The sequence below is a fragment of the Cupriavidus sp. FW306-1B-F12B genome, from assembly GCF_058781795.1.
Genome location: NZ_JBYSXC010000004.1, coordinates 386,269 through 411,381 on the forward strand (window position 1 = coordinate 386,269; position 25,113 = coordinate 411,381).

At 67.7% G+C, this 25,113-nt stretch carries 24 protein-coding genes and 1 pseudogene; 12 read left to right on the top strand and 13 right to left on the bottom strand.

From position 1 onward, the window contains the following. Positions 1-2 precede the first annotated feature (2 nt). Entirely contained in the window at positions 3-185 is a 183-nt protein-coding gene (locus AC3WLE_RS09925) for a rubredoxin (protein ID WP_010811065.1), read from the top strand. A 39-nt stretch (positions 186-224) separates the two neighbouring features. Here AC3WLE_RS09925 and AC3WLE_RS09930 read toward each other — a convergent pair whose 3' ends face one another. The 3 genes from AC3WLE_RS09930 to AC3WLE_RS09940 are packed head-to-tail and all read right to left on the bottom strand — an operon-like array spanning position 225 to position 3,832. Next, positions 225-1,466 (bottom strand): Zn-dependent hydrolase, encoded by a 1,242-nt coding sequence (locus AC3WLE_RS09930; RefSeq protein WP_492356041.1) that lies wholly within the window; start codon positions 1,464-1,466, stop codon positions 225-227. Beyond that, positions 1,463-2,494 carry a histone deacetylase family protein gene (locus AC3WLE_RS09935; RefSeq protein ID WP_492351590.1) on the bottom strand — a complete coding sequence of 344 codons (1,032 nt, stop codon included), beginning with the start codon at positions 2,492-2,494 and terminating at the stop codon, positions 1,463-1,465. The genes AC3WLE_RS09930 and AC3WLE_RS09935 overlap by 4 nt, the downstream gene beginning before the upstream one ends. Before the next feature lie 27 nt (positions 2,495-2,521). Continuing rightward, a complete protein-coding gene (locus AC3WLE_RS09940) occupies positions 2,522-3,832 on the bottom strand; it encodes an MFS transporter (RefSeq protein ID WP_492317297.1) in 1,311 nt (436 codons plus the stop codon). Between the two features lie 131 nt (positions 3,833-3,963). On the opposite strand from AC3WLE_RS09940, the gene AC3WLE_RS09945 reads away from it, so the two are divergent. Then, positions 3,964-4,980, top strand: coding sequence for a LysR family transcriptional regulator (locus AC3WLE_RS09945; RefSeq protein WP_492356040.1), 1,017 nt, complete (start codon positions 3,964-3,966; stop codon positions 4,978-4,980). 55 nt (positions 4,981-5,035) lie between these two features. On the opposite strand, the gene AC3WLE_RS09950 is transcribed toward AC3WLE_RS09945, so the two are convergent. Both AC3WLE_RS09950 and AC3WLE_RS09955 read right to left on the bottom strand, forming a co-directional pair. Beyond that, the gene (locus tag AC3WLE_RS09950) at positions 5,036-5,200 is read right to left on the bottom strand and encodes a hypothetical protein (RefSeq protein ID WP_010811070.1); all 165 of its coding nucleotides are present in this window, start codon (positions 5,198-5,200) and stop codon (positions 5,036-5,038) included. A 43-nt stretch (positions 5,201-5,243) separates the two neighbouring features. Further along, positions 5,244-5,423, bottom strand: coding sequence for a hypothetical protein (locus tag AC3WLE_RS09955; RefSeq protein WP_010811071.1), 180 nt, complete (start codon positions 5,421-5,423; stop codon positions 5,244-5,246). A gap of 283 nt (positions 5,424-5,706) precedes the next feature. On the opposite strand from AC3WLE_RS09955, the gene AC3WLE_RS09960 reads away from it, so the two are divergent. From AC3WLE_RS09960 to AC3WLE_RS09985, 6 genes are all read left to right on the top strand, one after another. Further along, positions 5,707-6,210, top strand: coding sequence for a membrane protein (locus AC3WLE_RS09960; protein ID WP_011617622.1), 504 nt, complete (start codon positions 5,707-5,709; stop codon positions 6,208-6,210). A gap of 263 nt (positions 6,211-6,473) precedes the next feature. Beyond that, complete coding sequence (locus AC3WLE_RS09965; RefSeq protein ID WP_492317299.1) at positions 6,474-7,832, top strand: cytochrome c oxidase subunit II; 1,359 nt, start codon at positions 6,474-6,476, stop codon at positions 7,830-7,832. Positions 7,833-7,842: 10 nt separating this feature from the next. After that, a complete protein-coding gene (gene ctaD / locus AC3WLE_RS09970; protein WP_010811074.1) occupies positions 7,843-9,600 on the top strand; it encodes a cytochrome c oxidase subunit I in 1,758 nt (585 codons plus the stop codon). Further along, on the top strand, positions 9,597-10,244 hold the full coding sequence (locus tag AC3WLE_RS09975) for a bb3-type cytochrome oxidase subunit III (RefSeq protein WP_492317300.1): 648 nt from the start codon (positions 9,597-9,599) through the stop codon (positions 10,242-10,244). Before ctaD ends, AC3WLE_RS09975 begins: the two co-directional genes overlap by 4 nt. Before the next feature lie 26 nt (positions 10,245-10,270). Further along, a complete protein-coding gene (locus tag AC3WLE_RS09980) occupies positions 10,271-10,978 on the top strand; it encodes a heme-copper oxidase subunit III family protein (RefSeq protein ID WP_492317301.1) in 708 nt (235 codons plus the stop codon). A 5-nt stretch (positions 10,979-10,983) separates the two neighbouring features. Further along, positions 10,984-11,367 carry a cytochrome C oxidase subunit IV family protein gene (locus AC3WLE_RS09985; RefSeq protein ID WP_010811077.1) on the top strand — a complete coding sequence of 128 codons (384 nt, stop codon included), beginning with the start codon at positions 10,984-10,986 and terminating at the stop codon, positions 11,365-11,367. A gap of 66 nt (positions 11,368-11,433) precedes the next feature. Here the strand turns inward: AC3WLE_RS09985 and AC3WLE_RS09990 are convergent, their stop codons facing one another. Next, positions 11,434-12,861: an NAD-dependent succinate-semialdehyde dehydrogenase gene (locus AC3WLE_RS09990; protein WP_492317302.1), complete on the bottom strand. Its 1,428-nt coding sequence runs from the start codon at positions 12,859-12,861 to the stop codon at positions 11,434-11,436. Positions 12,862-12,993: 132 nt separating this feature from the next. Continuing rightward, a complete protein-coding gene (locus AC3WLE_RS09995; RefSeq protein WP_492317303.1) occupies positions 12,994-13,782 on the bottom strand; it encodes an MHYT domain-containing protein in 789 nt (262 codons plus the stop codon). Positions 13,783-14,010: 228 nt separating this feature from the next. On the opposite strand from AC3WLE_RS09995, the gene AC3WLE_RS10000 reads away from it, so the two are divergent. From AC3WLE_RS10000 to AC3WLE_RS10015, 4 genes are all read left to right on the top strand, one after another. Next, positions 14,011-15,501, top strand: coding sequence for an MATE family efflux transporter (locus AC3WLE_RS10000; protein WP_492317304.1), 1,491 nt, complete (start codon positions 14,011-14,013; stop codon positions 15,499-15,501). A gap of 442 nt (positions 15,502-15,943) precedes the next feature. Then, on the top strand, positions 15,944-16,405 hold the full coding sequence (locus AC3WLE_RS10005; RefSeq protein ID WP_492351584.1) for a tripartite tricarboxylate transporter TctB family protein: 462 nt from the start codon (positions 15,944-15,946) through the stop codon (positions 16,403-16,405). 12 nt (positions 16,406-16,417) lie between these two features. Next, the gene (locus AC3WLE_RS10010) at positions 16,418-17,920 is read left to right on the top strand and encodes a tripartite tricarboxylate transporter permease (RefSeq protein WP_010811082.1); all 1,503 of its coding nucleotides are present in this window, start codon (positions 16,418-16,420) and stop codon (positions 17,918-17,920) included. A gap of 224 nt (positions 17,921-18,144) precedes the next feature. Next, complete coding sequence (locus AC3WLE_RS10015; protein ID WP_035824204.1) at positions 18,145-18,447, top strand: helix-turn-helix transcriptional regulator; 303 nt, start codon at positions 18,145-18,147, stop codon at positions 18,445-18,447. Between the two features lie 97 nt (positions 18,448-18,544). On the opposite strand, the gene AC3WLE_RS10020 is transcribed toward AC3WLE_RS10015, so the two are convergent. The 6 genes and pseudogenes from AC3WLE_RS10020 to AC3WLE_RS10045 all read right to left on the bottom strand — a co-directional run. After that, a complete protein-coding gene (locus AC3WLE_RS10020) occupies positions 18,545-19,324 on the bottom strand; it encodes a DUF4397 domain-containing protein (protein ID WP_492317305.1) in 780 nt (259 codons plus the stop codon). A 331-nt stretch (positions 19,325-19,655) separates the two neighbouring features. Next, positions 19,656-20,675, bottom strand: a complete 1,020-nt coding sequence (locus AC3WLE_RS10025) for a diguanylate cyclase domain-containing protein (RefSeq protein WP_492356039.1) — start codon at positions 20,673-20,675, stop codon at positions 19,656-19,658. 54 nt (positions 20,676-20,729) lie between these two features. Next, entirely contained in the window at positions 20,730-21,749 is a 1,020-nt protein-coding gene (locus AC3WLE_RS10030) for a chemotaxis response regulator protein-glutamate methylesterase (protein ID WP_492356038.1), read from the bottom strand. Next, the gene (locus AC3WLE_RS10035; protein WP_492356037.1) at positions 21,746-24,001 is read right to left on the bottom strand and encodes a hybrid sensor histidine kinase/response regulator; all 2,256 of its coding nucleotides are present in this window, start codon (positions 23,999-24,001) and stop codon (positions 21,746-21,748) included. Before AC3WLE_RS10035 ends, AC3WLE_RS10030 begins: the two co-directional genes overlap by 4 nt. Continuing rightward, complete coding sequence (locus tag AC3WLE_RS10040; protein ID WP_492317309.1) at positions 23,998-24,684, bottom strand: chemotaxis protein CheW; 687 nt, start codon at positions 24,682-24,684, stop codon at positions 23,998-24,000. Before AC3WLE_RS10040 ends, AC3WLE_RS10035 begins: the two co-directional genes overlap by 4 nt. Beyond that, positions 24,677-25,113: pseudogene (locus AC3WLE_RS10045) on the bottom strand (CheR family methyltransferase); the annotation flags it as partial. The pseudogene AC3WLE_RS10045 and the gene AC3WLE_RS10040, both read right to left, overlap by 8 nt.

A 25,113-nucleotide genomic window follows, 5' to 3' on the forward strand; every position in this document is an offset into this window, starting at 1 on the left:
AATTGGAAGCCGCCGTCGCCTACAAGACCTGGGTGTGCGTGATCTGCGGCTGGGTCTACGACGAAGAACAGGGCTGGCCGGAAGACGGCATCGCCCCCGGCACGCGCTGGGAAGACATCCCCGAGGACTGGCGCTGCCCGGAATGCGATGTCGGCAAGGCCGAATTCGCCATGATCGAGCTGTAACGCCGCACGCACTTTCCTGTCCGGCCGACCCATGCGGGCTCAGCCCCGGGCTTGCGCCAGCATGGCGGCAAGCAGCACATTGGCGCCCGCCTCGAGATGCTCGGGCCTGGCGTCCTCGATCTCGTTATGGCTGATGCCGTCCTTGCACGGCACGAAGATCATCGCCGTCGGCGCCACCCTGGCCAGGTAGACCGCGTCGTGGCCAGCGCCGGTGACGATGTCGCAATGCGCGTAGCCACGCGCCGCGGCCGCGTGCCGGACATGCGCCACAAGCTCGGGCGCGAAGGGCGTCGGCTCGAAGCGCTGGATCGCTTCGACTTCCACCGCCAGCGCGGCACCTGTGGTGCTGCCGCTGGCCAGCGCCGCGCACGCTGCGCGCAGCCTTGCTTCCATCCGGTCGAGCTGGCCGCCATCGAGATGGCGAAGGTCGACGCTGAACTGCACCCGCCCCGGGATGACGTTGCGTGAAGACGGGTGGACATTGACCACCCCGACCGTCCCCCGGCCATGGGGCGCAAAGTCGTTCGCGATCTTCGCCACTTCCTGGAACAGGAACGACGCGCCATGCAGGGCGTCCCGGCGCAGCGGCATGGGGGTGGGGCCGGCATGCGCCTCCATGCCCGTCACCGTGACGTCATACCAGCGCAGGCCAAGCGACCCCGTCACCACGCCGATGACCTTGTCCTCGGCCTCGAGGATCGGGCCTTGCTCGATATGCGCCTCGAAGTACGCGCCAACCTTGTTGCCGACCGGCGCGGTGCCCGCATAGCCGATCGCCGCGAGTTCGCCGGCAACGGACTTGCCGGCGTTGTCGGTTGCCGTCAAAGCGGTGGCTTCGGGGAAAACGCCGGCGAACACGCCCGATCCCATCATCACCGGCACGAAGCGCGCGCCTTCCTCATTGGTCCAGATCGCCAGCTCCAGCGGCGCCTCGGTGGTCACGCCGTGCTGGTTGAGCGTGCGCATGACTTCCAGCCCGGCCATCACGCCATAGCATCCGTCGAACTTGCCGCCGGTGGGCTGGGTGTCGATATGGCTGCCGGTCATGACCGGGGCAAGCGCGTCGTTGCGGCCCGCCCGGCGCCCGAAGATATTGCCCACGCGGTCGATGCGCACTGTCAGTCCGGCATCTCGCATCCAGCCGGTGACGAGGTCGCGCGCCTGCCCGTCCAGCGCGGTCAGGGCCAGGCGCGCATTGCCGCCCCTGGGCGTGGCGCCGATCCGCGCCAGGTCCATCAGCGCTTGCCACAGGCGTTCGCCATTGATCGTGATTGCGTTCATACGCCCGTCCCTGGCTGTTGGATGCCGCCGAAGAAGGCCGTTGCATTGGCGGCGAGCGAATCGAGGTGGTAGCCGCCTTCCTGCACGATCAGCGTGGGCAGGCCCAGTGCCGCAACGGCGCGGCCGAGGCGGCCGAAGCCGGCGGTGGACACGTCCACCAGCGACTGCGGATCCTCGCGGTAGATGTCGAAGCCGAGCGACAGCACCAGCGCGTCCGCCTGGAAGCGTTCGATGGCGCCGCGCGCCGTGTCCAGCTTGTCGAAGAAGACGGACTCGGGCGAACGGTGCGGCATCGGCAGGTTGAGGTTGTGGCCGGTGCCGGCGCCGCGGCCGTGCTCATCGTCGAAGCCCGCGACCACCGGATAGAAATTGGTCGGGTCGCCGTGGATCGACACGTAGAGCACATCGGCCCGGTCGTAGAAGATCTCCTGGATGCCCTGGCCGTGGTGCATGTCGGTATCGAGGATGGCCACGCGGCCAAAGCGCGCGCGCAGGGCCTGGGCGGCGATCGCGGCATTGTTCAGGTAGCAGAAGCCGCCCGCCGCGTCGCGTCGGGCATGATGGCCGGGCGGCCGGCACAAGGCGTAGGCGCGGCGTGCGCCGTCCAGCAGCGCGCGGGCGCCGGCCAGCGCGCTCTGCGCCGACCAGTAGGCCGAGCGCCAGGTGTTCAGGCCCACCGGGCAGCTGCCGTCGGCGAGATAGCGCGCGGCCTGCGCCAGCACGCCGCGCAGGGCGTTGGGCTCGCGCACGAAGATATTGGACATGACCTCGTCGCCCCAGTCCTCCGGCAGCTCGCGCCAGCTGGCATGGGCGTCCTGCAGGAACTGCAGGTAAGGCTGGTCGTGCACCGCGGCGAGCGGCGCGAGGCCGTGGTCGGCGGGGGCGTGCAGCGCGAAGCCAAGCGCCTCTGCCGCCTGCACCAGCCGCTGCGCCCGCGCGGGCAGCTCCTGCGGCGAGCGCATCCTGCCGCGCGAGTAGTAGCTCTGCGGATGGTGCAGCAATTGCTCGGGATGGAAAAACGTCAGCATGGGGTTTGCAATGTCCGTGGAAAGGCGTCAGGCCTGCGCGGCTTGCGCGGCCGGTTGTGGTTGCTGGCGCTGGCGTGCATCGATGCCGGCGATGCACAGCAGCGACACGCCGGCCAGCAAGGTGTAGAACACCGCCAGCGGCCACCATTGGCCCTGGAAGCGCTGCGCGAGGATGGTCCCCACCAGCGGTGTCAGCCCGCCCGCCACCGCGCCGCAGACCTGGTAGGACAACGAGATCGCCGAGTAGCGCACGCGCGTTTCGAAGACACCGCTGACAAAGCCCGCGATCACCGAATAGAAGCTCGCCATGCATACCACCGCCAGCGCGATGCCGAGCACGATGGCCGGCGCCTGGCGCGTCTGCACCAGCAGGAACATCGGATAGGGTGAAGCCATCGCCAGCAGCGCGGCCAGCTTGAGGAAGCGCGCGCCGCCAAGCTTCTCTGCCAGCCAGGCGGCCAGCGGCTGCGCCAGGAACTGGATGATGGCGACGGCGAACAGGCAGTCGAGGATCAGCGTCCTGGGCAGCGACAGGTATTGCGTGGTGTAGGCGATCATGAAGGTGTTGGTGAAGTACACCCCCGCAATGCCGATGGTATTGGCGCCGATGCACAGCAGCACCGGCACGCGGGCCGTGCGCCAGACCTCGGCAAGCGGCAGCCTGGCGGTCTTGCGCTGCGCCTGCACCTGCGCGAACTCGGGCGATTCATTCACGCCCAGCCGGATCGCCACGCCCACCAGCAGCAGCGCCGCGCTGGCCAGGAATGGCAGGCGCCAGCCCCAGTCCATGAACACGTCGTGCTCCATCGACGTGACCGCGCGGAAAGCCAGCAGCGACAGGATCAGGCCGGCCGGGCTGCCGAGCTGCGCGAACGAGGCGAAAAAGGTGCGGCGGCCCTTGGGGGCATGCTCGCCCGCCATCAGCACCGCGCCGCCCCATTCGCCGCCCACGGCGATGCCCTGCACCACGCGCAGCAGCACCAGCAACACCGGCGCGACCGCGCCCGCGGTGGCGTAGGTCGGCAGCAGGCCGATGCCGATGGTGGCCACGCCCATCATCATGAGCGTGATCATCAGCGCCTGCTTGCGGCCGATGCGGTCGCCCCAGTGGCCGAACACGATGCCGCCGAGCGGACGGGCAAAGAACCCGACCGCGAAGGTGCCGAATGACGCCAGCGTGCTCAGGAAGGGATCGCCGCCGGGAAAGAACAACGGGCCGAACACCAGCGCGGCCGCGGTGGCGTAGATGTAGAAGTCGTACCACTCGATCATGGTGCCGACAAAGGCGGCGGTGGCGGCGCGCACGGGCTGGCGCGTGCCGGAAGGGGACACTTGCATGGACTGGCTCCTCACTATGTTTGTGCCGCTGCATCAGGGGCAGCTGTGGGAGGAGTTATCGCGCGTTGACAAATATCAGTCAAATTTCTATTATTTATTTTTCATATAATTTTAATTTATACGGTGGCGTGATGGAGCGTTCTGCCCTGGACCGGGCCCTGCTGACCGACCGGCTCGACTGGAACCTGCTGCGCACCTTCCTGACCATCGTCCACGAGCGCAGCCTGAGCCGCGCCGCGGTGCGGCTGCATATCACCCAGCCGGCGGTGAGCCTGGCCTTGCGCCGGCTCGAAGAGCACCTGGGACACACGCTGATCGAGCGGCGCGGCAGCAATTTCCGCCTGACCCGGGCCGGCGAAGAAGTACTGCGCATCGCCACCGACGTCTATGGCAGCGTGGCGCGGCTGGGGGCTGAACTGGCGGAGCAGCAGGACGAAGTCAGCGGCCTGCTGCGGCTGCTGACCGTGAGCCGGATCCATTCCGGCGTCTATGACGAATGCCTGGCCGCGTTCCATCGGCAGCATCCGCGCGTCACGCTGCAGGTGGACGTGATGCGCAGCACCGAGATTGCGGACGCGCTCGCGCAGAAGGCTGGCGGCGTGGGCCTGAGCCTGTACCGGCAGCCGGGCCGGCAGTCGGGCGACGGGCTTGAGCACATGCTGTTCCTGCGCCAGCGCTATGCCATCTTCTGCGGGCGCCATCACCGGCTGTTCGGGCGCACCGGGCTGGCCATTGCCGACCTGCTGGCCGAGACCTTCGTCTCGTTCAGCAGCGACCAGCTTGGCGACGTGCTGGCGCCATTGGCCGTATTCCGCGACCAGCACGGCTTTTCCGGCCAGATCGTCGCGACCTCGCCCAGCCTCGATGAAATCCGGCGGCTGGTGTTCGCGGGCTATGGCATTGGCTGCCTGCCCGAACATATCGTTGCCGACGATGTCGCCCAGCAACGGCTGTGGCGCCTGCCGCCCGAAGAGGGCGTGGCCGATATCGACATGTACCTGCTGTGGAATCCGGAGCGGCGCCAGACGCCGGCCGAGGCCGCGTTCATCGAGCACTTCCGCCACTACGTGGCGCGCTATTCGCTGATGGAGCGGCTGGGAGAGTCAGTGAACGCGCCGCTGGCAGCGTTGCGCGCGCCGACGGCGTGACGGACTACTGCCCGGTTCGCGTACCGGGCAATGTGCAAGAGAAGGCTTGTTGGGGCTAGCCGTGCCGTCGCAGCGTATGCCGGCACAGCCCGGCGCGTTGCCGTTGTGCAGCGCAACGCCGGTAGCGCATCCGGTACGGATGGCTGCAGCGCCAGATGGCCCGCAAGACGGTAATGAACAGCAGCGCCGCCATGACGGCAGCAAGCAGGCCGATCGACATAACGGCCCTCCTCCCCAAAAACCGTCTGTCCGACCTCTGGGGGTCAGATCAGCAGCGGCAATGCCTCTAGCACCAACACCGCAACCAGTGCGCCGATCAGGGCGCCCATGGTCCGGCAACTGATGCGCAGGTATTTGGCGGTCACCGGGATCGAACCCATGGCGATCACGCCTACCAGCGCCATCGGAATCAGGAATACAAGATCATGCGCGGTGAAGTGCATGGCGGTCTCCTGTCTCTCTTTTGTGATTCCAGTATAGGCAGTGTGTGCCCGATGCATGGCTGCGCGCATCGGGATTGTCCCGAACCCGCGAGATGCGGATGCCACCCAGGTACCGATGCGCGCACTTATGACGGTTCAGGCGTTGCGCTGCGTACGCATGCCCCACGTTTTTCGCCATGCGAACCCCGAAGCGGGAAACACGTGTCCTATGCTGATCAGAGACGCGGGGCCCCGTTCCCATTCAAGTCCAATGCCCCGCGGACCGAGAGAGACGGAGGTGGCTATGGAACTTCACATGCAATCGCACCACTACGTGCGGCGGCAGCCGGACTGGACCGCGGCAGCGGTCTCGGGGCTGGCGGCCGGGGCGTTGCTGCTGGTGCTGGAGCTGTTCTGGTCGTCGATGGTGTCGGGCGTGAACCCGTGGATCGCCACGCGCATGATCGCCGGGATCCTGATGGGCCAGGACGTGCTGCAGAGCGCAACGTTTACCGTCGGCACGGTGGCCGCGGCGCTGGTGATCCATTTCGTGCTGGGCGCCGTGCTGGGCATGATCCTGGCGGCCATCATCGCGCCATTCACGCTGGATTCGAGCCTGGGCATGGCAATGCTGGCGGGTGCCGTGTTTGGCATGGTGGTGTACTTCTTCAATTTCTATGTGATGACGCTGGCCTTCCACTGGTTTGTCGAGGTGCGCGGGTGGCATACCTTCATCGGGCATCTGATCTTCGGGATGGCCGCGGCGGCATGCTACTGGAAGCTGGAGAGCAAGGACGTATCGCACTGACAGCGCTTCGGGGCAGGGCGCGGCGAGCGCCGGCTCATGACGGTTGCGTTGCGCGCGCCAGCCCTTGGGCGGGTACGCGCGCAAGGCCTGCGGCGGCCGGAACCAGGGGTTCCCGCCGCCGCTTTTTCTCGCACTGCGCGCTTGTGCAGTGCGACACCAATGCATTGGCATGTCGCCTTGCAGTGACCTGACGGCATGCACTAGTCTTATGTCTACCTGCGTGACTTGCGCATCCCTCGCCGCGCGCGAGGAGGAGGGTGGATATGGCGTTGGCCATCGCACTCGTAGTCATGGTCGTCGCTTCGGTGCTCTTCCATTTCATGAGCCCGTGGTGGGCGACCCCGCTGGCGTCCAACTGGCAGCAGATGGACGACACGCTGACCATTACCCTGGTCATCACCGGCATTTTCTTCATCGGCATCAACTTGTTTGTCGGCTACATCGTCTGGCGCTTCCGGCATGAGGCGCCGCATCCCAATGGCGGCACCGGCCACCGCGCGTCCTACCACCCGGAGAACAGCAAGCTCGAACTGTGGCTGATCGGCGGCACCACGCTGGGCGTGGTGCTGCTGCTGGCGCCGGGCCTGTTCGTCTATGCCGACTACGTGCGCCCGCCGCGCGAAGCGATGGTGATGGAAGTGGTGGGGCAGCAGTGGTCCTGGGCCTTCCGCTTTCCCGGCAAGAGCGGCCAGCTGGGTGCTTCCGATGCGCGCTTTGTCACCGGTGCGAATCCGCTCGGGCTGGACCCCGACGATCCGCGCGGCCTGGACAATATCGTGATCGTCGGACCGGAGGTGCACCTGCCGCTGAACAAGCCGGTCAAGGTGCTGTTGCGCTCCAAGGACGTGCTGCATGACTTCTACGTGCCGCCGTTCCGCGCGCGCATGAACATGGTGCCGGGCATGGTGACGTCGTTCTGGTTCACGCCGACGCAGGCGGGGCGCTTCGATATCCTGTGCGCGCAGCTGTGCGGCGTGGGGCACTACAACATGCGCGGCACGGTGGTGGTGGAAGAACCGGCTGCGTACGAGGCATGGCTGGCCAGGCAGCAGACCTTTGCCATGACGCTGGCGAAGGCCGCGGCACCGCCGGCGGCAATGGCCGCTGCCGCACCCGGCGCCGCGGGCGACGCCGGCACCGTCGAGAAGGGACGCGCGCTGGCGCAGAGCAAGGGCTGCGTCGGCTGCCACAGCATCGACGGCAATCCGGGCGTGGGGCCGACCTGGAAGGGCCTGTACGGCAAGACCGAGACCTTTGTCGATGGCAGCAGCGCCAAGGTGGACGATGCCTTCCTGCACAAGGAGATCACCGACCCCAATGCGCGGCTGGTCAAGGGCTTCGGCCCGGTGATGCCGAAGTTGCCGATGAGCGAGGATGAGGTCGCGGCGCTGACCGCCTATATCAAGTCGGCCGGCAGCGGCGCGGCGGAAGCCGGCACGGTGGCGCCGGTGGCGCCCGCGGACGTGCCCGCCGGCCCGGCTGCCGCGACCAGCGCCGCCACCACGGCAACCGCTGGCTCTGGGGCGCCCGCTGCCACGCCCGGGGCCGCGTCCGGCACCTATACGACTTCGACGGCCGTGGCCGTGCCGCCCTCGGCGGCACCCGCGCCCGCCAGGAAGTGAGGAGACCCGCATGGCTTATGCCGACGATGCCGCCCATCACGCGCCGCAGAGCTTCTGGACCCGCTATGTCTGGAGCCAGGACCACAAGGTGATCGCCGTGCAGTACACCATCGTGGCGATCGTGGTGGGCCTGGTGGGCGTGGCGCTGTCCAACCTGATGCGCATGCAGCTTGGCTTCCCGGGGCGCTTCGAGTTCATCGACGCCAACCGCTACTACCAGTTCGTCACCATGCACGGCATGATCATGGTGATCTACCTGCTGACCGCGCTGTTCCTGGGCGGCTTCGGCAACTACCTGATCCCGCTGATGGTGGGGGCGCGCGACATGGTGTTCCCCTTCCTCAACATGCTCAGCTTCTGGGTCTACCTGCTGTCGGTGATCGTGCTGCTGGCCAGCTTCTTCGTGCCCGGCGGGCCCACCGGCGCGGGCTGGACGCTATACCCGCCGCAGGCCATCCTGCCCGGCACCCCGGGCCATGACTGGGGCATCATCCTGATGCTGGTGTCGCTGGCGATCTTTATCGTCGCGGCCACCATGGGCGGCCTCAACTACGTCACCACCGTGCTGCAGGCGCGCACGGAAGGGATGACGCTGCTGCGCATGCCGCTGTCGGTATGGGGCATCTTCATGGCCACCATCCTGGCGCTGCTGGCGTTCCCGGCGCTGTTCGTGTCGGCGGTGATGATGCTGCTGGACAAGACCCTCGGCACCAGCTTCTTCATGCCGGCGATGGTGTCGATGGGGCAGCAGCTGCAGTACAAGGGCGGCAGCCCGCTGCTGTTCCAGCACCTGTTCTGGTTCTTCGGCCACCCCGAGGTGTATATCGTCGCGCTGCCGGCCTTCGGCATCGTCTCGGACCTGGTCAGCGTGCATTCGCGCAAGAGCATCTTCGGCTACCGCACCATGGTGTGGGCAATCCTGGCGATCGGGGTGCTGTCGGTGGTGGTGTGGGCCCACCACATGTTCGTCAGCGGCATGAACCCATACTTCGGCTTCTTCTTTGCCACCACCACGCTGATCATCGCCATCCCCACCGCGATCAAGGTCTACAACTGGGTCATCACGCTATGGCGCGGCGATATTCATTTCACCGTGCCGATGCTGTTCGCGATTGCTTTCATCAGCACCTTCGTCATCGGTGGCCTGACCGGGCTGTTCCTGGGCAATGTCAGCGTGGATATCCCGCTGTCCAACACCTACTTCGTGGTGGCGCACTTCCATATGGTGATGGGCGTGTCGCCGATCCTGGTGGTGTTCGGCGGCCTCTACCACTGGTACCCGAAGGTCACTGGCCGGATGCTGGACGACAGCATGGGCCGGATCCATTTCTGGGTCACCTTCGTCGGCACCTACGCCATCTTCTTCCCGATGCACTACCTGGGCGTGCTGGGCATGCCGCGCCGCTACTACGCCTACGAGAACTACGCCTTTATCCCGGAGTCGGCGCATGTGATGAACATGTACATCTCGGTGGCCGCCTTCATCGTCGCCACGGCGCAGCTGCTCTTTGTCTTCAACCTGGTGTGGAGCCTGTGGCATGGCCGCAAGGCCGACGCCAACCCGTGGCGCGCGGCCTCGCTGGAATGGCAGACGCCGCAGACGCCGCCCGCGCACGGCAACTGGGGGCCGCACCTGCCGGTGGTGTACCGCTGGGCCTATGCCTACAGCGTGCCGGGCGCGCGCGAGGACTTTATCGCGCAGAACGCGCCGCCGGAAGAGGGCGGCGCCGAGCCTGAACCGCATGCCAGCCGCGGAGCCGTCGCATGAACGCCGAAGCCCTGTACAAGGTCAGCCGCGACGATTTCGGCGGCAACCCGTCCGACGAGAATGCCGCCAACCACCGGCCGCAAGGGCGCGCTCCCGCAAGCATCGGCCTGTGGGTGTTCATGGGCGTGGTGACCTCGCTGTTTGCGCTGTTCCTGACCGCCTATGCGCTGCGCATGGACAGCCCGGACTGGCACCGCATCGGGCTGCCCTGGCAGGTGTGGCTGTCCACCGCGCTGCTGGCCGCGGGCAGCGTGGCGATGGCGGTGTCGTCGCGCGCCGCGGGCCGGGGCGAGATGGCCGTGGCCAGGCAGGCGCTGCGCCTGGGCGGTCTGGGCGCGGCCGGCTTCGTCGCCTCGCAGCTGTGGGCCTGGCAGGCACTGGGCGCGATGCAGGTGATGCCTGCCGGCAACCCGGCCGGCAGCTTCTTCTACCTGCTGACCGCGATGCACGGCCTGCACGTGCTGGGCGGCCTGGCCGGCTGGGGCTTTGCCATGTCGTCACGCGGCAGCGGCGAGGCCGCGGTGCTGCGCATGCGGCTGTGCGCGCGCTACTGGCATTTCCTGCTGGCGGTATGGGTGGTGCTGCTGGCGGCGCTGGGGTGGCTCACGCCCGAACTGGTGCGCTATATCTGCGGCACGGCCTAGCGGCGGCGGCAGCAAGGAGGACCGGCATGTCAACGCAACTGTCTTCGCCATCGGGCCCACCCGGCGTGGCGCCCGCGCCCCCGGTGGGCGGCGTGCGCGGCCTGCTGGCCGACTGGTCGTCGGACCAGCAGGCCTTCAAGGTGTCGTGGGGCAAGGCCATGATGTGGATCTTCCTGCTGTCCGACACCTTCGTCTTCAGCTGCTTCCTGACCGGCTACATGACCGTGCGCATGTCGACCACGGTGCCGTGGCCCAATCCCAGCGAGGTGTTCGCGCTGCACGTGGGTGGCGCCGACATCCCGTTGCTGCTGATCGCCATCATGACCTTCGTGCTGATCACCAGCAGCGGCACCATGGCGATGGCGGTCAACTTTGCCTACCGGCGCGCGCGCCGCGAGTGCGCCATCCTGATGTTCGTCACCGCGCTGTTCGGCGTCATGTTCGTCGGCATGCAGGCCTTCGAATGGACCAAGCTGATCGTGGACGAGGGCGTGCGTCCGTGGACCAACCCGATGGGGGCGGCGCAGTTCGGCTCGACCTTCTTCATGATCACGGGCTTCCACGGGCTGCATGTGTCGTGCGGCGTGGTGTACCTGCTGATCGTGGCCACGCGCGTGCTGCGCGGGCGCTACGAGGCCACCGGCAACTACCAGATCGTGGAGATCGCGGGCCTGTACTGGCACTTCGTTGACCTGGTCTGGGTCTTTATCTTTGCGTTGTTCTATCTCTGGTGACTGCCATGGCATCGAATCCGGCAACTCCCGCAACCCCGGTGACGCCAGCGCATGGCTCCGGCAACGATGCCGGGCATGCCGCGCACTCCGGCCAGCAGCATCCCATCGGGCTGTACCTGAAGATCTGGCTGCTGCTGTTCGTGCTGTCGACGCTGTCGTACCTGGTCGACTATTTCCATGTCACCGGCTACCTGCGCTGGACGCTGATCCTGGTGTTCATGGGGCTGAAGGCGGGGCTGATCGTGGCAGTGTTCATGCACATGGCATGGGAGCGCATGGCGCTGATCTGCGCCATCCTGGTACCGCCGCTGTGCTTGCTGGTGCTGGTCTGGCTGATGGCGGAAGAAGCGAATCATACGTTCCTGACGCGCGGCATCTTCTTCCGCTGACGGGGAGGCGCCGCCGGCCCCGGGGAGGGAGCCGGCGGCAAGCCGCCTTGCACCGCGCCCGGGCGCTCAGGCCTGGGTGATGAACTTGGTCACCAGGTAGCCATCGAAGGTCTCCTGGCCGCCTTCGCTGCCGATGCCCGAATCCTTGATGCCCCCGAACGGGGTCTCGGCCAGCGCCATGCCGAAGTGGTTGATGTTGACCATGCCGGCTTCCAGGCCGTTGGACACTTCGGTCGCCGTCTTCAGCGAGTTGGTGAACACATACGAGGCCAGGCCAAAAGGCAGGCTGTTGGCGCGGCGCAGCACCTCGGCCGTGTCCTTGAAGCGCGTCACCGGCGCCACCGGGCCGAACGGCTCGTCGGTCATCAGGCGCGAGTCGTCGGGCAGGTCGGTGACCACGGTGGGCGCGAAGAAATAGCCCTTGTCCCCCAGGCGCGAGCCACCGGCCACCACCTTGCCGCCACGCTGGCTGGCATCGTCCAGGAACTGCTCCATCGACAGCACGCGGCGCTCATGCGCCAGCGGCCCCATCTGGGTGCCGTCTTCCAGGCCGTTGCCGACCTTGATCGAGCCGATCACCTCGGTAAAGCGCGCCAGGAAGCGGTCATAGGCCTTCTCCTGGACGTAGAAGCGCGTCGGCGATACGCATACCTGGCCGGCATTGCGCAGCTTGAAGCGCGCCAGCATCTCGGCGGCGGGGTCGATGTCGGCGTCGTCGAACACCAGCACCGGCGAATGGCCGCCCAGCTCCATGGTCACGCGCTTCATATGCGCGCCGGCCAGCGCCGCCAGCTGCTTGCCCACCGGCACCGAGCCGGTGAACGAAATCTTGCGCACGATCGGCGATTCGATCAGGTAGGTCGAGATCTCGCCGGGCACGCCCCAGACAATGTTGAGCACGCCCGGGGGCAGGCCCGCATCATGGAACAGCTGCGCCAGCGCCACCACCGCGCTGGGCGAGTCTTCCGGCCCCTTCAGGATCAGCGTGCAGCCCGCGCCCAGCGCCGACACGATCTTGCGGATGGCCTGGTTGAACGGGAAGTTCCACGGCGTGAAGGCGGCGCACACGCCGATCGGCTCGCGCACCACGATCTGGCGCACATTGGGCTGGCGCGGCGGGATCACGCGGCCGTAGATGCGGCGGCATTCCTCGGCATGCCAGTCGGCGTGCTCGGCGCAGACCATCACTTCGCCGACGGCTTCGGCCAGCGGCTTGCCCTGGTCCAGCGTGATATTGCGGCCGATCTCCCTTGCGCGCTCGCGGGTGAGCTCGCCCACGCGGCGCAGGATCTTGGCGCGCTCCAGCGGCGAGGTCTTCTTCCAGGTTTCAAAGGCGCGCTGCGCAGCGGCCAGCGCGCGGTCCAGGTCGGCGCGGCTGGCGTGCGGCAGCTTGCCCAGCACTTCCTGTGTGGCCGGGTTGATGACATCCTGCTCGCGCCGGTCGCCTCCCTTGATGAATTCTCCGTCGATATAGAGGGCGAGATCCTGGTACATGCGTGTTCTCCTGGTGGGCGGTGAAACCGCAAGCTTAACCCGGCGGCCGCGTTCATGCAGCGCGCCGGGTGTGTTTCCAGGAGGAAAGTGCGGGAATGTCCCCGCGGCCGGTTCAGCCGATATCAGCCGATATCAGGCGGTGTCGCGCGTGCGCGCCACCGGCACGACTTCAGCCCCGGTGCGGGTGGCTTCCACCACCAGGATCACGAGCAGCGTGATCAGCGTCAGGCCGAACACCGCATAGCCGATGCTGTCGCCCTCGATGGCGAACAGGCTGGGCGCGTAGGTCGGGCTGGTGCAGATCATGGTGCCCGCCGACATGCCGGTGTAGTGCATGCCGCAGACGGCAACGCCCATGACCACTGCAGCTGCCAGCTGCTTGCCGCGGGTCTTCACCGTGGTGGCCAGCCACAGCGCCACCACCGACACCACCACCGCGATCACCACCGACAGCCCGATGATGGCCAGGTCCCAGTCGAAGCGGGTGTTGGAGCGGATCGCGGCCATGCCGGTGTAGTGCATCGCCACCACGCCCAGCCCGGTCAGCACGCCGCCCTTGACCACGTTGTCGGTACGGCTGCCGCGCGGGCGCGAGGCGATCGCCAGCCCGGCGCCGGCCAGCACCATCACGACCACCAGCGAAGCCAGCGTCATGAACAGCCCGAACTCGCGGTGCGTCGGCGTCTGGTAGGCCACCATGCCGATGAAATGCATCGACCAGACCGCGCCGCCGCCCAGCGCCACGCTGGCGCACAACAGCCGGTCCACGTCCAGGCGGCCGTCGGGCATGCGCACGCGCCGCGACCAGCGCAGGCCCACGTAGGCGCCGCAGACAGAGATCAGGAACGACAGGCCCACCATCGGCCAGTCATAGGCAAACGGCACCAGGGCGCCGGAAACAGGCTGGAAACCGACAAACATGACCCCACCTCCTCGATTTGACTGCGACTGAAGGGCGCACGCGCATGCCGGGCATTGCTTCCGGCAGCCGGCCTGGGACGCGGTGGTCCCGTGCCGAGTATGCAGGGGGCCGCAACCGGAGGGGAATAACTCATACAGGTAAAAAGCATGGCGCCGTGCCGGCCGTGTGTCCTTGTAGCCGCCTCCGGGCAGGAATAGACTGGGCGGATTTCCCCATGCGCGACGCCCATGAAGCCTGACGCCAGACTGACCACCGGCCCGATCGGCCGCACCCTGCTGCTGTTCTCGCTGCCGGTGCTTGGCAGCAACATCCTGCAGTCGCTGAACGCCTCGATCAATTCGGTCTGGGTCGGCCGCTTCCTGGGCGAGGCCGCGCTGACGGCAACCTCCAACGCCAACATCATCCTGTTCTTCCTGCTGGGCGTGGTGTTCGGCATCAGCATGGCCAACACCATCATGATCGGACAGGCCGTGGGCGCGCGCGACCTGGACGAGGCACGCCGCGTGGTCGGCACCAGTACCACCTTCTTTGTCGCGCTGTCGGTGCTGGCCTCGGCGCTGGGCTATTTCTATACGCCGGCCATCCTGGCGGCGATGCACACGCCGGAAGACGCCGCGCCGCTGGCGGTGAGCTACCTGCGCATCATCTTCCTGGCGCTGCCGTTCATGTACTTCTACAACTTCGTGATGATGACGCTGCGCGGCGCGGGTGATTCGCGCACGCCGTTCTGGTTCATGCTGTTGTCGGTGGTGCTGGACGTGGCGCTCAACCCGGTGCTGATCTTCGGTATGGGCCCGGTCCCGCCGCTGGGCATCGCGGGCTCGGCGCTGGCCACGCTGATCGCGCAGCTGGCGAGCCTGGCGGCGATGATGGTGCTGCTGTACCGGCGCCGCCATTTCCTGCTGCTGCACCGTGGCCAGCTTGCGCTGCTGCGGCCCGATCCGGCAATCCTGCGGGCACTGGTGGTCAAGGGCTTGCCGATGGGCCTGCAGATGGTGGTGATCTCGTCGTCGGCGATCGTGATGATGGCGCTGGTCAATGCCTATGGCTCGCAGACCACCGCCGCCTACGGCGTGGCCTCGCAGCTGTGGACCTATGTGCAGATGCCCGCGCTGGCGGTAGGCGCGAGCGTGTCGTCGATGGTGGCGCAGAACGTCGGCGCCGGACTGTGGCAGCGGGTGTCGCGCATCACGCGCGTGGGGCTGCTGATCAATGTGGTGATGACCGGTGCGCTGGTCGCGCTGATCTATCTGTTCAACCGGCATTCGCTGGGGCTGTTCCTGGGCACTGACGGCGTGGCCATCGGTATCGCGCAGCATATCAACGTGGTGGTGCTGTGGTCGTTCATCCTGTTTGGCTTCACCATCGTCATCTTCGGCACGGTGCGCGCCACCGGCGCGGTGATGGCGCCGCTGGTGATCCTGTTCCTGTCGATGTGGGTGATCCGGCTGCCGTTCGCGTGGTTGCTGGGGCCGCGCATCGGCGCCGAAGCGATCTGGTGGAGCTTTCCGCTGGGCTCGGTGGTGTCGCTGGTGCTGGCGGCCGGCTACTACCGCTTCGGCAACTGGCGCCGCAGCCATATCCTGCCCACCATGCCGCACCCGGCGCAAGCCGTGGGGCAGGCGCCCGATACCAGCATGGGAACGCCCTGCGAAGACGCGGGCGAGGTCGTCGAGGAGGCCGCCTCGGCAACGCCCGAGCCCGCAGGCGTGCGCTGAGCTGCAGCGGCCCGTGATCGTGCCGCCGGCTTTGAAAGCCATTCGAAAGATCGGTGTGTCATCGTGTCATCGCTGGCACTCCCTCCCAGCGCACGCGTCGCCTGCCTGGCCAGAGCAGGCGCACGTCCTTCCGGCCGCACCTTGCCTTGACGCAAGCGCGCGTGCCGTCTTGTTCGCCTGACATTCCCGTCGACTTTTCTTCCGGATCATTCACCAGAAAATATATCACGTTGTGATGTATTTTTTTGCGCGCTTCGGCTGGATTTGCCTTGTTTTCAAGGGGTATCGGTGAATACCCCTAAACCAAGACAAATGAAAGGCACCTGAAAGATCACGTCTCTAAGGTTCGGGTCACAGTCGGGGAGCATGCGCGCCGCATGCCTTGCCGCCCGAGCCAGTGCGTCCCCGGCACGGCATTTCGTGAACTTTGAGGAGAATCGTTTTGCGCATACGCAGCCAAAAGGACTTTGCCTCCGGCCTGATGTTCGTTCTGGTCGGTCTGGGCTTTTCCTGGGTCGCCCGCGGCTATTCCATGGGAACGGCCGCGAAGATGGGACCCGGATATTTCCCATTCCTGCTGGGACTGGTGCTGGCAGTGCTGGGGGCGGTGGTGCTGCTGTCCTCGCTGTCGCCCAGGGGCGAGGAAGACCATCTGGCGCGCTGGGACCTGAAGACGCTGCTGTGGATCCTCGGTTCGGTGGTGCTGTTCGGCCTGCTGCTCAAGCCGCTGGGCATGGTGCTGTCGGTGTTCGTGCTGGTGATGGTGTCGTCGATGGCCAGCCATGAATTCAGCTGGAAGGGCGCGCTGCTCAACGCGGTGGTGCTGGTGCTGATCAGCCTTGGCGCATTCGTCTACGGCATCAACCTGCAGATGCCGGTGTGGCCGGCCTTCATCACCGGTTAAGGAGCGCCGACCATGGAATTGTTTGATCACCTTGCGCTGGGCTTTTCCACGGCCCTGTCGCTGCAGAACCTGGCCTACGCCTTCCTGGGCTGCGTGCTGGGTACCCTGATCGGCGTGCTGCCGGGCCTGGGGCCGCTGGCCACCATCGCCATGCTGCTGCCGATCACCTACACGCTGCCGCCGGTGGCCGCGCTGATCATGCTGGCCGGCATCTACTACGGCGCCCAGTACGGCGGTTCGACCACCGCCATCCTGGTCAACCTGCCTGGCGAATCGTCATCGGTGGTGACCACCATCGACGGCTACCAGATGGCAAGGCGCGGACGGGCAGGGGTGGCGCTGGCCACCGCCGGCCTGGGCTCGTTCTTCGCCGGCTGCGTGGCCACCCTGATCCTGGCAGCCTTTGCCACGCCGCTGTCCGAGCTGGCGTTCAAGTTCGGCCCCGCCGAATACTTCTCGCTGATGGTGCTGGGCCTGATCGGCGCCGTGGTGCTGGCCTCGGGGTCGCTGCCCAAGGCGATCTCGATGATCGTGCTGGGCCTGTTGCTGGGCCTGATCGGCACCGACGTGAACTCGGGCGCGGCGCGCTTCTCGTTCGACGTGCCGGAACTGACCGACGGCATCGACTTCGTGGCGCTGGCCATGGGCATGTTCGGCTTTGCCGAGATCATCGCCAACCTGGAGCAGAAGGAAGCGCGCGAGACCTTCACCAACCGCGTGACCAACCTGTTCCCGACCAGGGAAGACTTCAGGCGCATGATCCCGGCCGTGCTGCGCGGCACCGCACTGGGCTCGGCGCTTGGCATCCTGCCCGGTGGCGGCGCGGCGCTGGCCTCGTTCGCCGCGTACTCGCTGGAGAAGAAGACCTCCAAGTATGCACATGAGTTCGGCAAGGGCGCGATCGAAGGCGTGGCCGGTCCGGAGTCGGCCAACAACGCCGCGGCGCAGACCTCGTTCATCCCGCTGCTGACGCTGGGCATTCCGCCCAACGCGGTGATGGCGCTGATGGTGGGGGCGATGACCATCCACAACATCCAGCCCGGCCCGCAGGTGATGACCAGCAACCCGGCGCTGTTCTGGGGCCTGATCGCCTCGATGTGGATCGGCAACCTGATGCTGATCATCCTGAACCTGCCGATGATCGGCATCTGGGTGAAGCTGCTGACCGTGCCGTACCGCTTCCTGTACCCGGCGATCCTGGTGTTCTGCGGCATTGGCGTGTACTCGGTCAACAACCAGACCTTCGACGTGTTCATGGCCGCCGGCTTCGGCATCATCGGCTACCTGTTCCTGAAGCTGCGCTGCGAACCCGCTCCGCTGCTGCTGGGCTTCGTGCTGGGACCGATGATGGAAGAAAACTTCCGCCGCACGCTGCTGCTCTCGCGCGGTGACTTCACCGTGTTCGTGACCCGGCCGCTGTCGGTCGGACTGCTGATCGCAGCCGCTGCCCTGGTTGCAGTGGTGGCGCTGCCGTCGATCAAGGCCAAGCGCGAAGAAGCGTTCCAGGAAGAATAGCGACACGCGCGCTCCCCGGAATGGCGCCGGCCGGGCTCATGCCGGACGGCGCCCGCTACGCAAGCAAACGGGGTGCCTGAGCGCACCCCGTTTGCTTTCGCGGGCCGATCGCGCGTTCGCGTCCGCCCGCATCAAGAACCCAGAGAGTGCCCGACTGCGGCAGCAGTCATGGGCTGCGCATGATGATCAGGATTGCCGCACCATCGGGTGCGCCGACAGCGCCCATGAAACCGCCTATTTTTGACCGGTTTTTCTCACGCATCTATGTGCTCAAGCTCGTCCAGTCGAGCCCGTCCACGGTCCTGAGCCTGGTCGACCGGCTGCGCGAGCGCGGCATCGACAAGAATATCCGCTCGTTGCGGCCGATCCTGCGCAGCCTGATGATGGCGCGGGCCATTACTGCCGAACTGGTTGAAGGCAGTGGCCGCGTCTATTGCATCACCGAACAGGGGCGGGCGGAACTGGAGGCTTATATGTCGCACCTGGCGGTGCTGAAGGCGGAGCTGGAGCCGGGGGCAGAACAGTAAGGGCGGTCAGCCGCCACCCGTCAGACAAAAAAGGCCGGTCCTGCGGACCGGCCTCCTGCATGCTGCCCGCCTGCCGCAGGCAGCTGCAAGCACGCTGTTACTGCGTTACGAGTTCAAGACCAGCTTGCGACTCATCATCGCCGCGTGCGACCAGCACCTTGATCTTGTTCGGCACGGTCGCGCCGATGCCGTCGACCGGGATCGTGGTGATCAGCCAGTCGGCGTTGTTGGCCAGCGTCAGCGCGCCGGAATCGAAGATCACGGTCTTGGTCCCCGCGGTGGTGATGCGCAGGCGGTAGGTGGTGTTGCCATCCACGTCGATCGAGTCGGCGCCCGAGGCTGGCACAGCCTGCTTGTAGCCCACGTTGGCGAAGGTCGGGCCCACCGAATTCAGGTCGATGGCCGGCAAGGTCAGGTAGATGTCAACGTTCTGCGCATTGAACGAGGCGTTCAGGCTGCGCACGCGCGCCTTGTGCGACAGCAGGCCCTTTTCGAACGGGTCGTCGATGGTCAGCGTTTCCGCGGCGGTCGCGCCGGGCAGTGCCACTACCGTGTACTTGTGGCCAGTGGCGGCGACGATGGTGGCGCGGCCGATTTCCGTCTGCGTGCCGGTGCGGTTGAACGAGATCAGCTGGTTGCCGGTCTCCACGTTGAAGTAGGTCGAGACGAACTTGTAAGGCTTGTTCACGAAGCTGGTCAGGGTGCCGTTCTGCAGCACGTCGACGTTCGGGCCGCCGGTGATGGCGTGGATCACGCGGATGCTCGGCTTGCTTAGCCCGACGCGGTCGTCGATGCCGTCATCACCGCCGCCGCAGGCGGTCAGGACTGCGGTTGCAGCTAACGCGAGGCCGATGAACAGGGTCTTGGATCGGAACATGGGTCACCTCTTGCTGTTGGAGTCAGAGACGATCTGGCCCATGCCCGCGCGGGGGCGCGCCGGTCGCGTGGCCAGTTGGCTGTCTTTCGTTGCAGGCGCAGTGATTGCACCTGTCGTGATGCAACGATAGGTATCAACCCAACGGCGAGACAGGCGCGGGGCTCCGAATCGCATGTCGGACAATTCCGACAAGCGGTGACGCGTGCGTGCGTGGCGGGGCCGGCCAGGCCCGCAGGCGCGGGGCCTGGCGGACGTGGGCGGGGCTGGTGCCCCGGTTGGCCGGTGGCCGCCAGTGTGTAACTGGTTGTTGCAGTTGTGCTGCTGCAGTGACTCAGCCTTGCGCCATCATCACCTGGTTGCGGCCATTGCGCTTGGCCTGGTAGAGGCCTGCATCGGCGGCTTCCACTACCTGGTTCGGCGCCTGGTCAGGCTGGGGCACCAGCACGGCGCCGCCGATACTGACGGTGACGCAGTCGGCGGTGGGGGAGCCGCTGTGGGCAATGGCCAGCCCCTGCACCGCGCGCCGCACCTTTTCGGCCAGCAGCCGCACGCCGCCCGGCGAGGTCGCCGGCAGCACCATGGCGAATTCCTCGCCGCCAAAGCGCGCGGGCAGGTCGGTGGGGCGCACGCAATTGTCGCGGATCACCGCGGCCACGCGGCGCAGCACCTCGTCACCGGCGACGTGGCCGTAGGTGTCGTTGTAGGCCTTGAACGCGTCGACGTCGATCATCAGCAGCGCCACCTGGGTTTGCTCGCGCAGCGCGCGGCGCCATTCCGCGCCGAGGTATTCATCGAAATAGCGCCGGTTGGACAAGCCGGTCAGGCCGTCTGAATTGGTCAGCCGCTGCAGCTCCAGGTTGGTTTCCAGCAGCTGTTGCTGGCTTTGCCGCAGCGCGCGATAGGCTTCGTCGCGCTGCAGCTGGTTCAGGTAGGAGCGCGAGTGGTAGCGGATGCGCGCAATCAGCTCGATGCTGTCGGGCAGCTTGACCAGGTAGTCGTTGGCGCCGGCGGCAAACGCCGCGCCCTTGGTCACGGCATCTTCCTTGGTCGACAGCACGATGATGGGGATGTCGCGCGTGGCGGGGTTCTCGCGATAGCGCTGCACCAGCGTCAGGCCGTCCACGCCCGGCATCACCAGGTCCTGCAGGATCACGGTGGGCTTGGTGCGTTGCGCCACCGCCACGGCCTCGTCAGGCTGCGCGCAGTAGTGGAAGTCGATGTCGGGCTCGGTGGAGAGCGCGCGGCGCACCGCTTCGCCGACCATGGCCTGGTCGTCCACCAGCAGCACCATGGCAAGGTAGTCCTTGTCGGCCGCAGGCGCTGCGGGTCGGTTGGGTAATTCGGGTTGCATGTTCAGTTCCTGGGTGTCACGGTCCCGGTGCCGGTCGCGACGTATTGCATTGGGTCAAAGCGGTACGGTGCCGCCGCATGCCTGCACCAGCCGCGGCGCAATGCGCGGCAGCGGCAGGATCTCCGCGGCAGCGCCCATGGCCGCGGCGGCCTTGGGCATGCCGTACACGGCGCTGGTGGCGCGGTCCTGGGCGACGGTCAGGAAGCCGCGCTCGCGCATCGCCTTCAGCCCCAGCGCGCCGTCGCGGCCCATGCCGGTGAGCAGCACGCCGATCACGTCGCCGCGCCAGTGCTCCACCACGCTTTCGAAGAACACATCGATGGAGGGGCGGTACAGGTAGTCGCAGGGCTGTTCGGTGTAGGCCATGCGCGTGGGACTGGCCAGGCGCAGGTGGTCGTTGGTGCCGGCCAGCAGCACCGTGCCGGCCTGGGGCGCGTCGCCGGCGCGGGCAATGCGCACCGGCAGCTTGCACTGTCCGTCGAGCCAGTCGGCCATGCCGGCGGCAAAGGCTTCGTCCACATGCTGCACGGTGACCACCGCGGCGCCGAAGTCCGCCGGCAGCGCGCCCAGCAGCGTGGCCAGCGCGGCCGGGCCGCCGGCCGAGGCGCCGATCGCCACCAGCCGTGGTGCGGCCACTGCGCGTGGCGCCGCCGTCAGCGTATGCTGCGGGGCCACGCGGCCGGCCAGCAGGCGGCCGATATTGCGCAGCTTGCGCAGCAGCGGCCCGGCGGCAAGCTGGGCGTCGGGCTCGGCCAGCGTGGGGGTGTCGACCGCGTCGATGGCGCCGTGGCCCATCGCGTCGAACACCTGCGAGGCGTTGCGGCCCAGGTCCATGGTCACCACCACGATGGCGCAGGGGGTGGCGGACATGATGCGCCGGGTCGCCTCGACGCCGTCCATGACCGGCATCAGCAGGTCCATCAGGATCAGGTCCGGGGTCTGGCGCGCGGCCATCTGCACCGCCTGCTCGCCGTCGCCGGCGACCCAGGCGATCTCGAACGACGGATCCAGCGCAAGCGCGCGGCGCAGCGCGGCTACCGCAAGCGCCGAGTCATTGACGATGCCGATCTTCATGGGCGTGCCTCGCCGATCAGGTCATGGACCGCGTCGAGCAACGCGGCGTCGTGGAAACTGCCCTTGGCCAGATAATAGTCCGCGCCGGCCTCGAGCCCGCGCTGGCGATCCTGTTCGCGGTCCTTGTACGACACCACCATCACCGGCAGCTGCCGCAGCGCGGCGTCCTGCCGGATCCGGCGCACCAGTTCGATGCCGTCCATGCGCGGCATGTCGATATCGGTGATGACCAGGTCGAAGGGCTCGGCGCGCAGCACGTTCCAGCCGTCCATGCCGTCGACCGCCACCGCCACGTCATAGCCGCGCCCGGCCAGCAGCTTGCGCTGCAGCTCGCGCACAGTGAGCGAGTCGTCCACCACCAGCACGCGCCGCGCGCGCGCCTGGACGCTGGCCACGGCCGCCTGCCGCACGCCTTCGATGCGGCCCTCGGAGACCAGCTTCTCGACCGAGCGGATCACGTCCTCGACATCGAAGATCAGCACCGGCGTGCCGTCGTCGGTGAGGCTGCCGGCGGCGATGTCGCGGACCTTGCCCAGTGCCGCCGGCAGCGGCTGCACCACCAGCAGGCGCTCGCCCAGCATGCGGTCGACGGCAATGCCATAGATGCGCTCGGCCTCGCCGATGACCACCACCGGCACTTGCGCGTGCGCATTGGCAGCGTCAGCGTCGGGGCGTTGCAGCATCTGCGTCGCGCTGACCAGCCCGATGGCGCGACCTTCGTGGCGGAAATGCTGGTGCCCTTCGGTCTGCTCGATCTCGCTGCGCGCCACCGAGGCCGCGCGCAGCACGCGGCCCAGCGGGAAGGCATAGGCTTCGCCCGCGACCTCCACCAGCAGCGTGCGCACCACCGACAGTGTCAGCGGCAGCTCCATCCGGAAGTGCAGGCCCTGGCCCGGCTGCTGCGTCAGGCGCAGGCTGCCGCGCACGCGGCGCACCATCTCCTGCACGGCATCGAGGCCCACGCCGCGGCCGGAGACCTCGGAGACCGAGTCGCGCATGCTGAAGCCCGGCAGCAGCAGGAAGTCGAGCAGCTCTGCCTGCGACAGCCGTGCCGCGGTCTCTTCGGACGCCAGCCGCCGCCGCGCGATGGCGTGGCGCAGGGCTTCCAGGTCGACGCCGGCGCCGTCGTCGAAGATCTCGATCACCAGGCGGCCCGCGTTGTGGCGGGCCTGCAGCGTGACGCGGCCTTCCGCCGGCTTGCCCTGCGCCGCGCGTACCTCGGGCGCTTCGATGCCGTGGTCCACCGCGTTGCGCAGCAGGTGCGCCAGCGGCGCGTCCAGTGCTTCCAGGATATCGCGGTCCACCTGCGTGCCGGCGCCGATCAGCTCCAGGTGCACCGGCTTGCCGAGCGTGCGCCCGAGGTCGCGCACCATGCGCGCGTAGCCGGTCAGCGCGTCCGCCAGCGGGCGCATGCGCGAGGCCAGCGCGCTGTCATAGAGCCGGCGCGCCAGCCGCGTGGCGCGGTGATCGTACTGTTCGAACTCTTCCAGCCGCGCGGCCAGCTGATCGTGGCTTTCGTCCAGCAGCTGGCGCAGTTCGGCCAGCGCGGTGTGCGCAGCCGCGCCCGCGTTGCCGTCCTGCAAGGCTTCCTGCAGCGCATCGACGGCGCGCAGTGCGCGCGCCTGTTGCCGCCTTGCCTTCTGCAGCGAGGTGCCGAAGGGGCGCAGCCAGTGAGACTCGACCATGGCCTCGCCGGACAGCGCCAGCAACTGGTCAAGCGCGTCGGCATTCACGCGCAGCATGCGCTCCTGCGTGTCATCTGCCGGTGCCGCCGGCGCCGGTATCGCGGGCGCTGGTTCCGGTAACGGGTCCGGCGCTGGCTGTGCCTGCACGACCGGCGCCGCGGCACCGCCATCGACCGTGCCCAGCCGCTGCACCACTGCATCGATCTCGGCGCGGCCGGCGTGCTCGGCCCAGCCCGGATCGCCGCCGGGCGGATGGCCGATGCGTAGCAGCAGGTCGGTGCCTTGCAGCAGCGCGTCGATATGCGCGGCGGTCAGCGGCATGCCGCCCTGAGCGGCGACCAGGCAGTCTTCCATGGCGTGTGCCACGCGCACGCCGCCATCGAGCCCGACGATGCGGGCCGCGCCCTTGAGCGAGTGGGCGGCGCGCATGCAGGCTTCGAGCTGCTCGGCGGCTGCCGGGTTGCGCTCCAGCGCCAGCAGGCCGGCATTGAGGACTTCGGCCTGGGCATCGGCTTCGAGCGCGAACAGTTCCAGCAGCGAGGCGTCGCGCAGTTGCTCGGAATTCATGCCAGGCTCCTGGCCAGCGCCTGGCGTACCAGTGCGGCATCGAGCAGCCCGACGCTGCGGCCCTGGTCGAGGAAGAGCGCCTGCGTGTAGCGTGCCGAGGCCCGCGCAAGGGTGGCGGGCAGCGGCTGCAGCGCGGGCTGCGGCACGCGGGCGATGCCGGACACCTCGGCCACCGGCAGCGCGATCGCGGCGCGGCCCTGCCCGAGGATCAGGAAGCGGCTGCCGCTGGCACTTTCACCGGCGCCCGCGTCGAACAGCCGGGCCAGCGACAGGCAGGCCAGCAGGTTGCCGCGCACCGCGGCCAGTCCCAGCACGGCGGCATCGCGCCGGTGCGGCAGCGAATGGATCGGGCAGGGCGCGGTGACTTCGCCCAGCGCGGCGGTCGGCAGGGCCAGCCATTCATCGCCGATGCGGAACACCAGGCAGGCCAGCGCGGTGCCGCGTTCGGCCGGCAAGGCCCCGTCATCGTCGGCGAATGTGGCGGCGTCGGGCAGTGCATCCGGCATTACGTCCAGCCGTTGCGCGTCCAGCAGCATGGCCGCGGCCTGGGCGTAGGTGGGGCAGTTGCGGCAGTGCGCGTGCTCGGCCAGCGCGGGGCACGAGCCGTCGCCGCGCACGCCGATGCGCCGCCAGCAGTCGTCGACGTTTTCGGTGCGCAGGAGAATGCCTGGGGGCTCAGCCATGGTGCTTGCGGGTGTGGCGTTGCGCGCGCTGGCGCAGGCGCATGGCGCCATCGTGATCGCCTTCGGTATCGAGCAGCGCGGCCAGGTGGTACAGGCATTCCTGGTGCGCCGGGTCCAGGTACAGCGCCTTGCGGTAGGCGGCATGGGCCTGCGCGGCGCGGCCCGCGGCGTCGTGCAGCACACCCAGCATGCAATAGGCGTCGGCGTTGGCATCCGCGGTGCGCTCGAGCAGCGCCAGGCAGGCTGCGGTGGCAGCCTCCAGCTCGCCGCGGTCGGCCTGGGCGGCAATGGCAGCCAGCGCGGCGCGCTGATCGTTGCCAGGCGCGGGCGCTGCGGGCCGCAGGGGCGGGGGCGTGACCGGGACGGGCCGCATCGAGGCAGGCGGCCGCGGCAGCCGTGGCGGTGCGGCCATGCGCGGCGGCTGGGCCG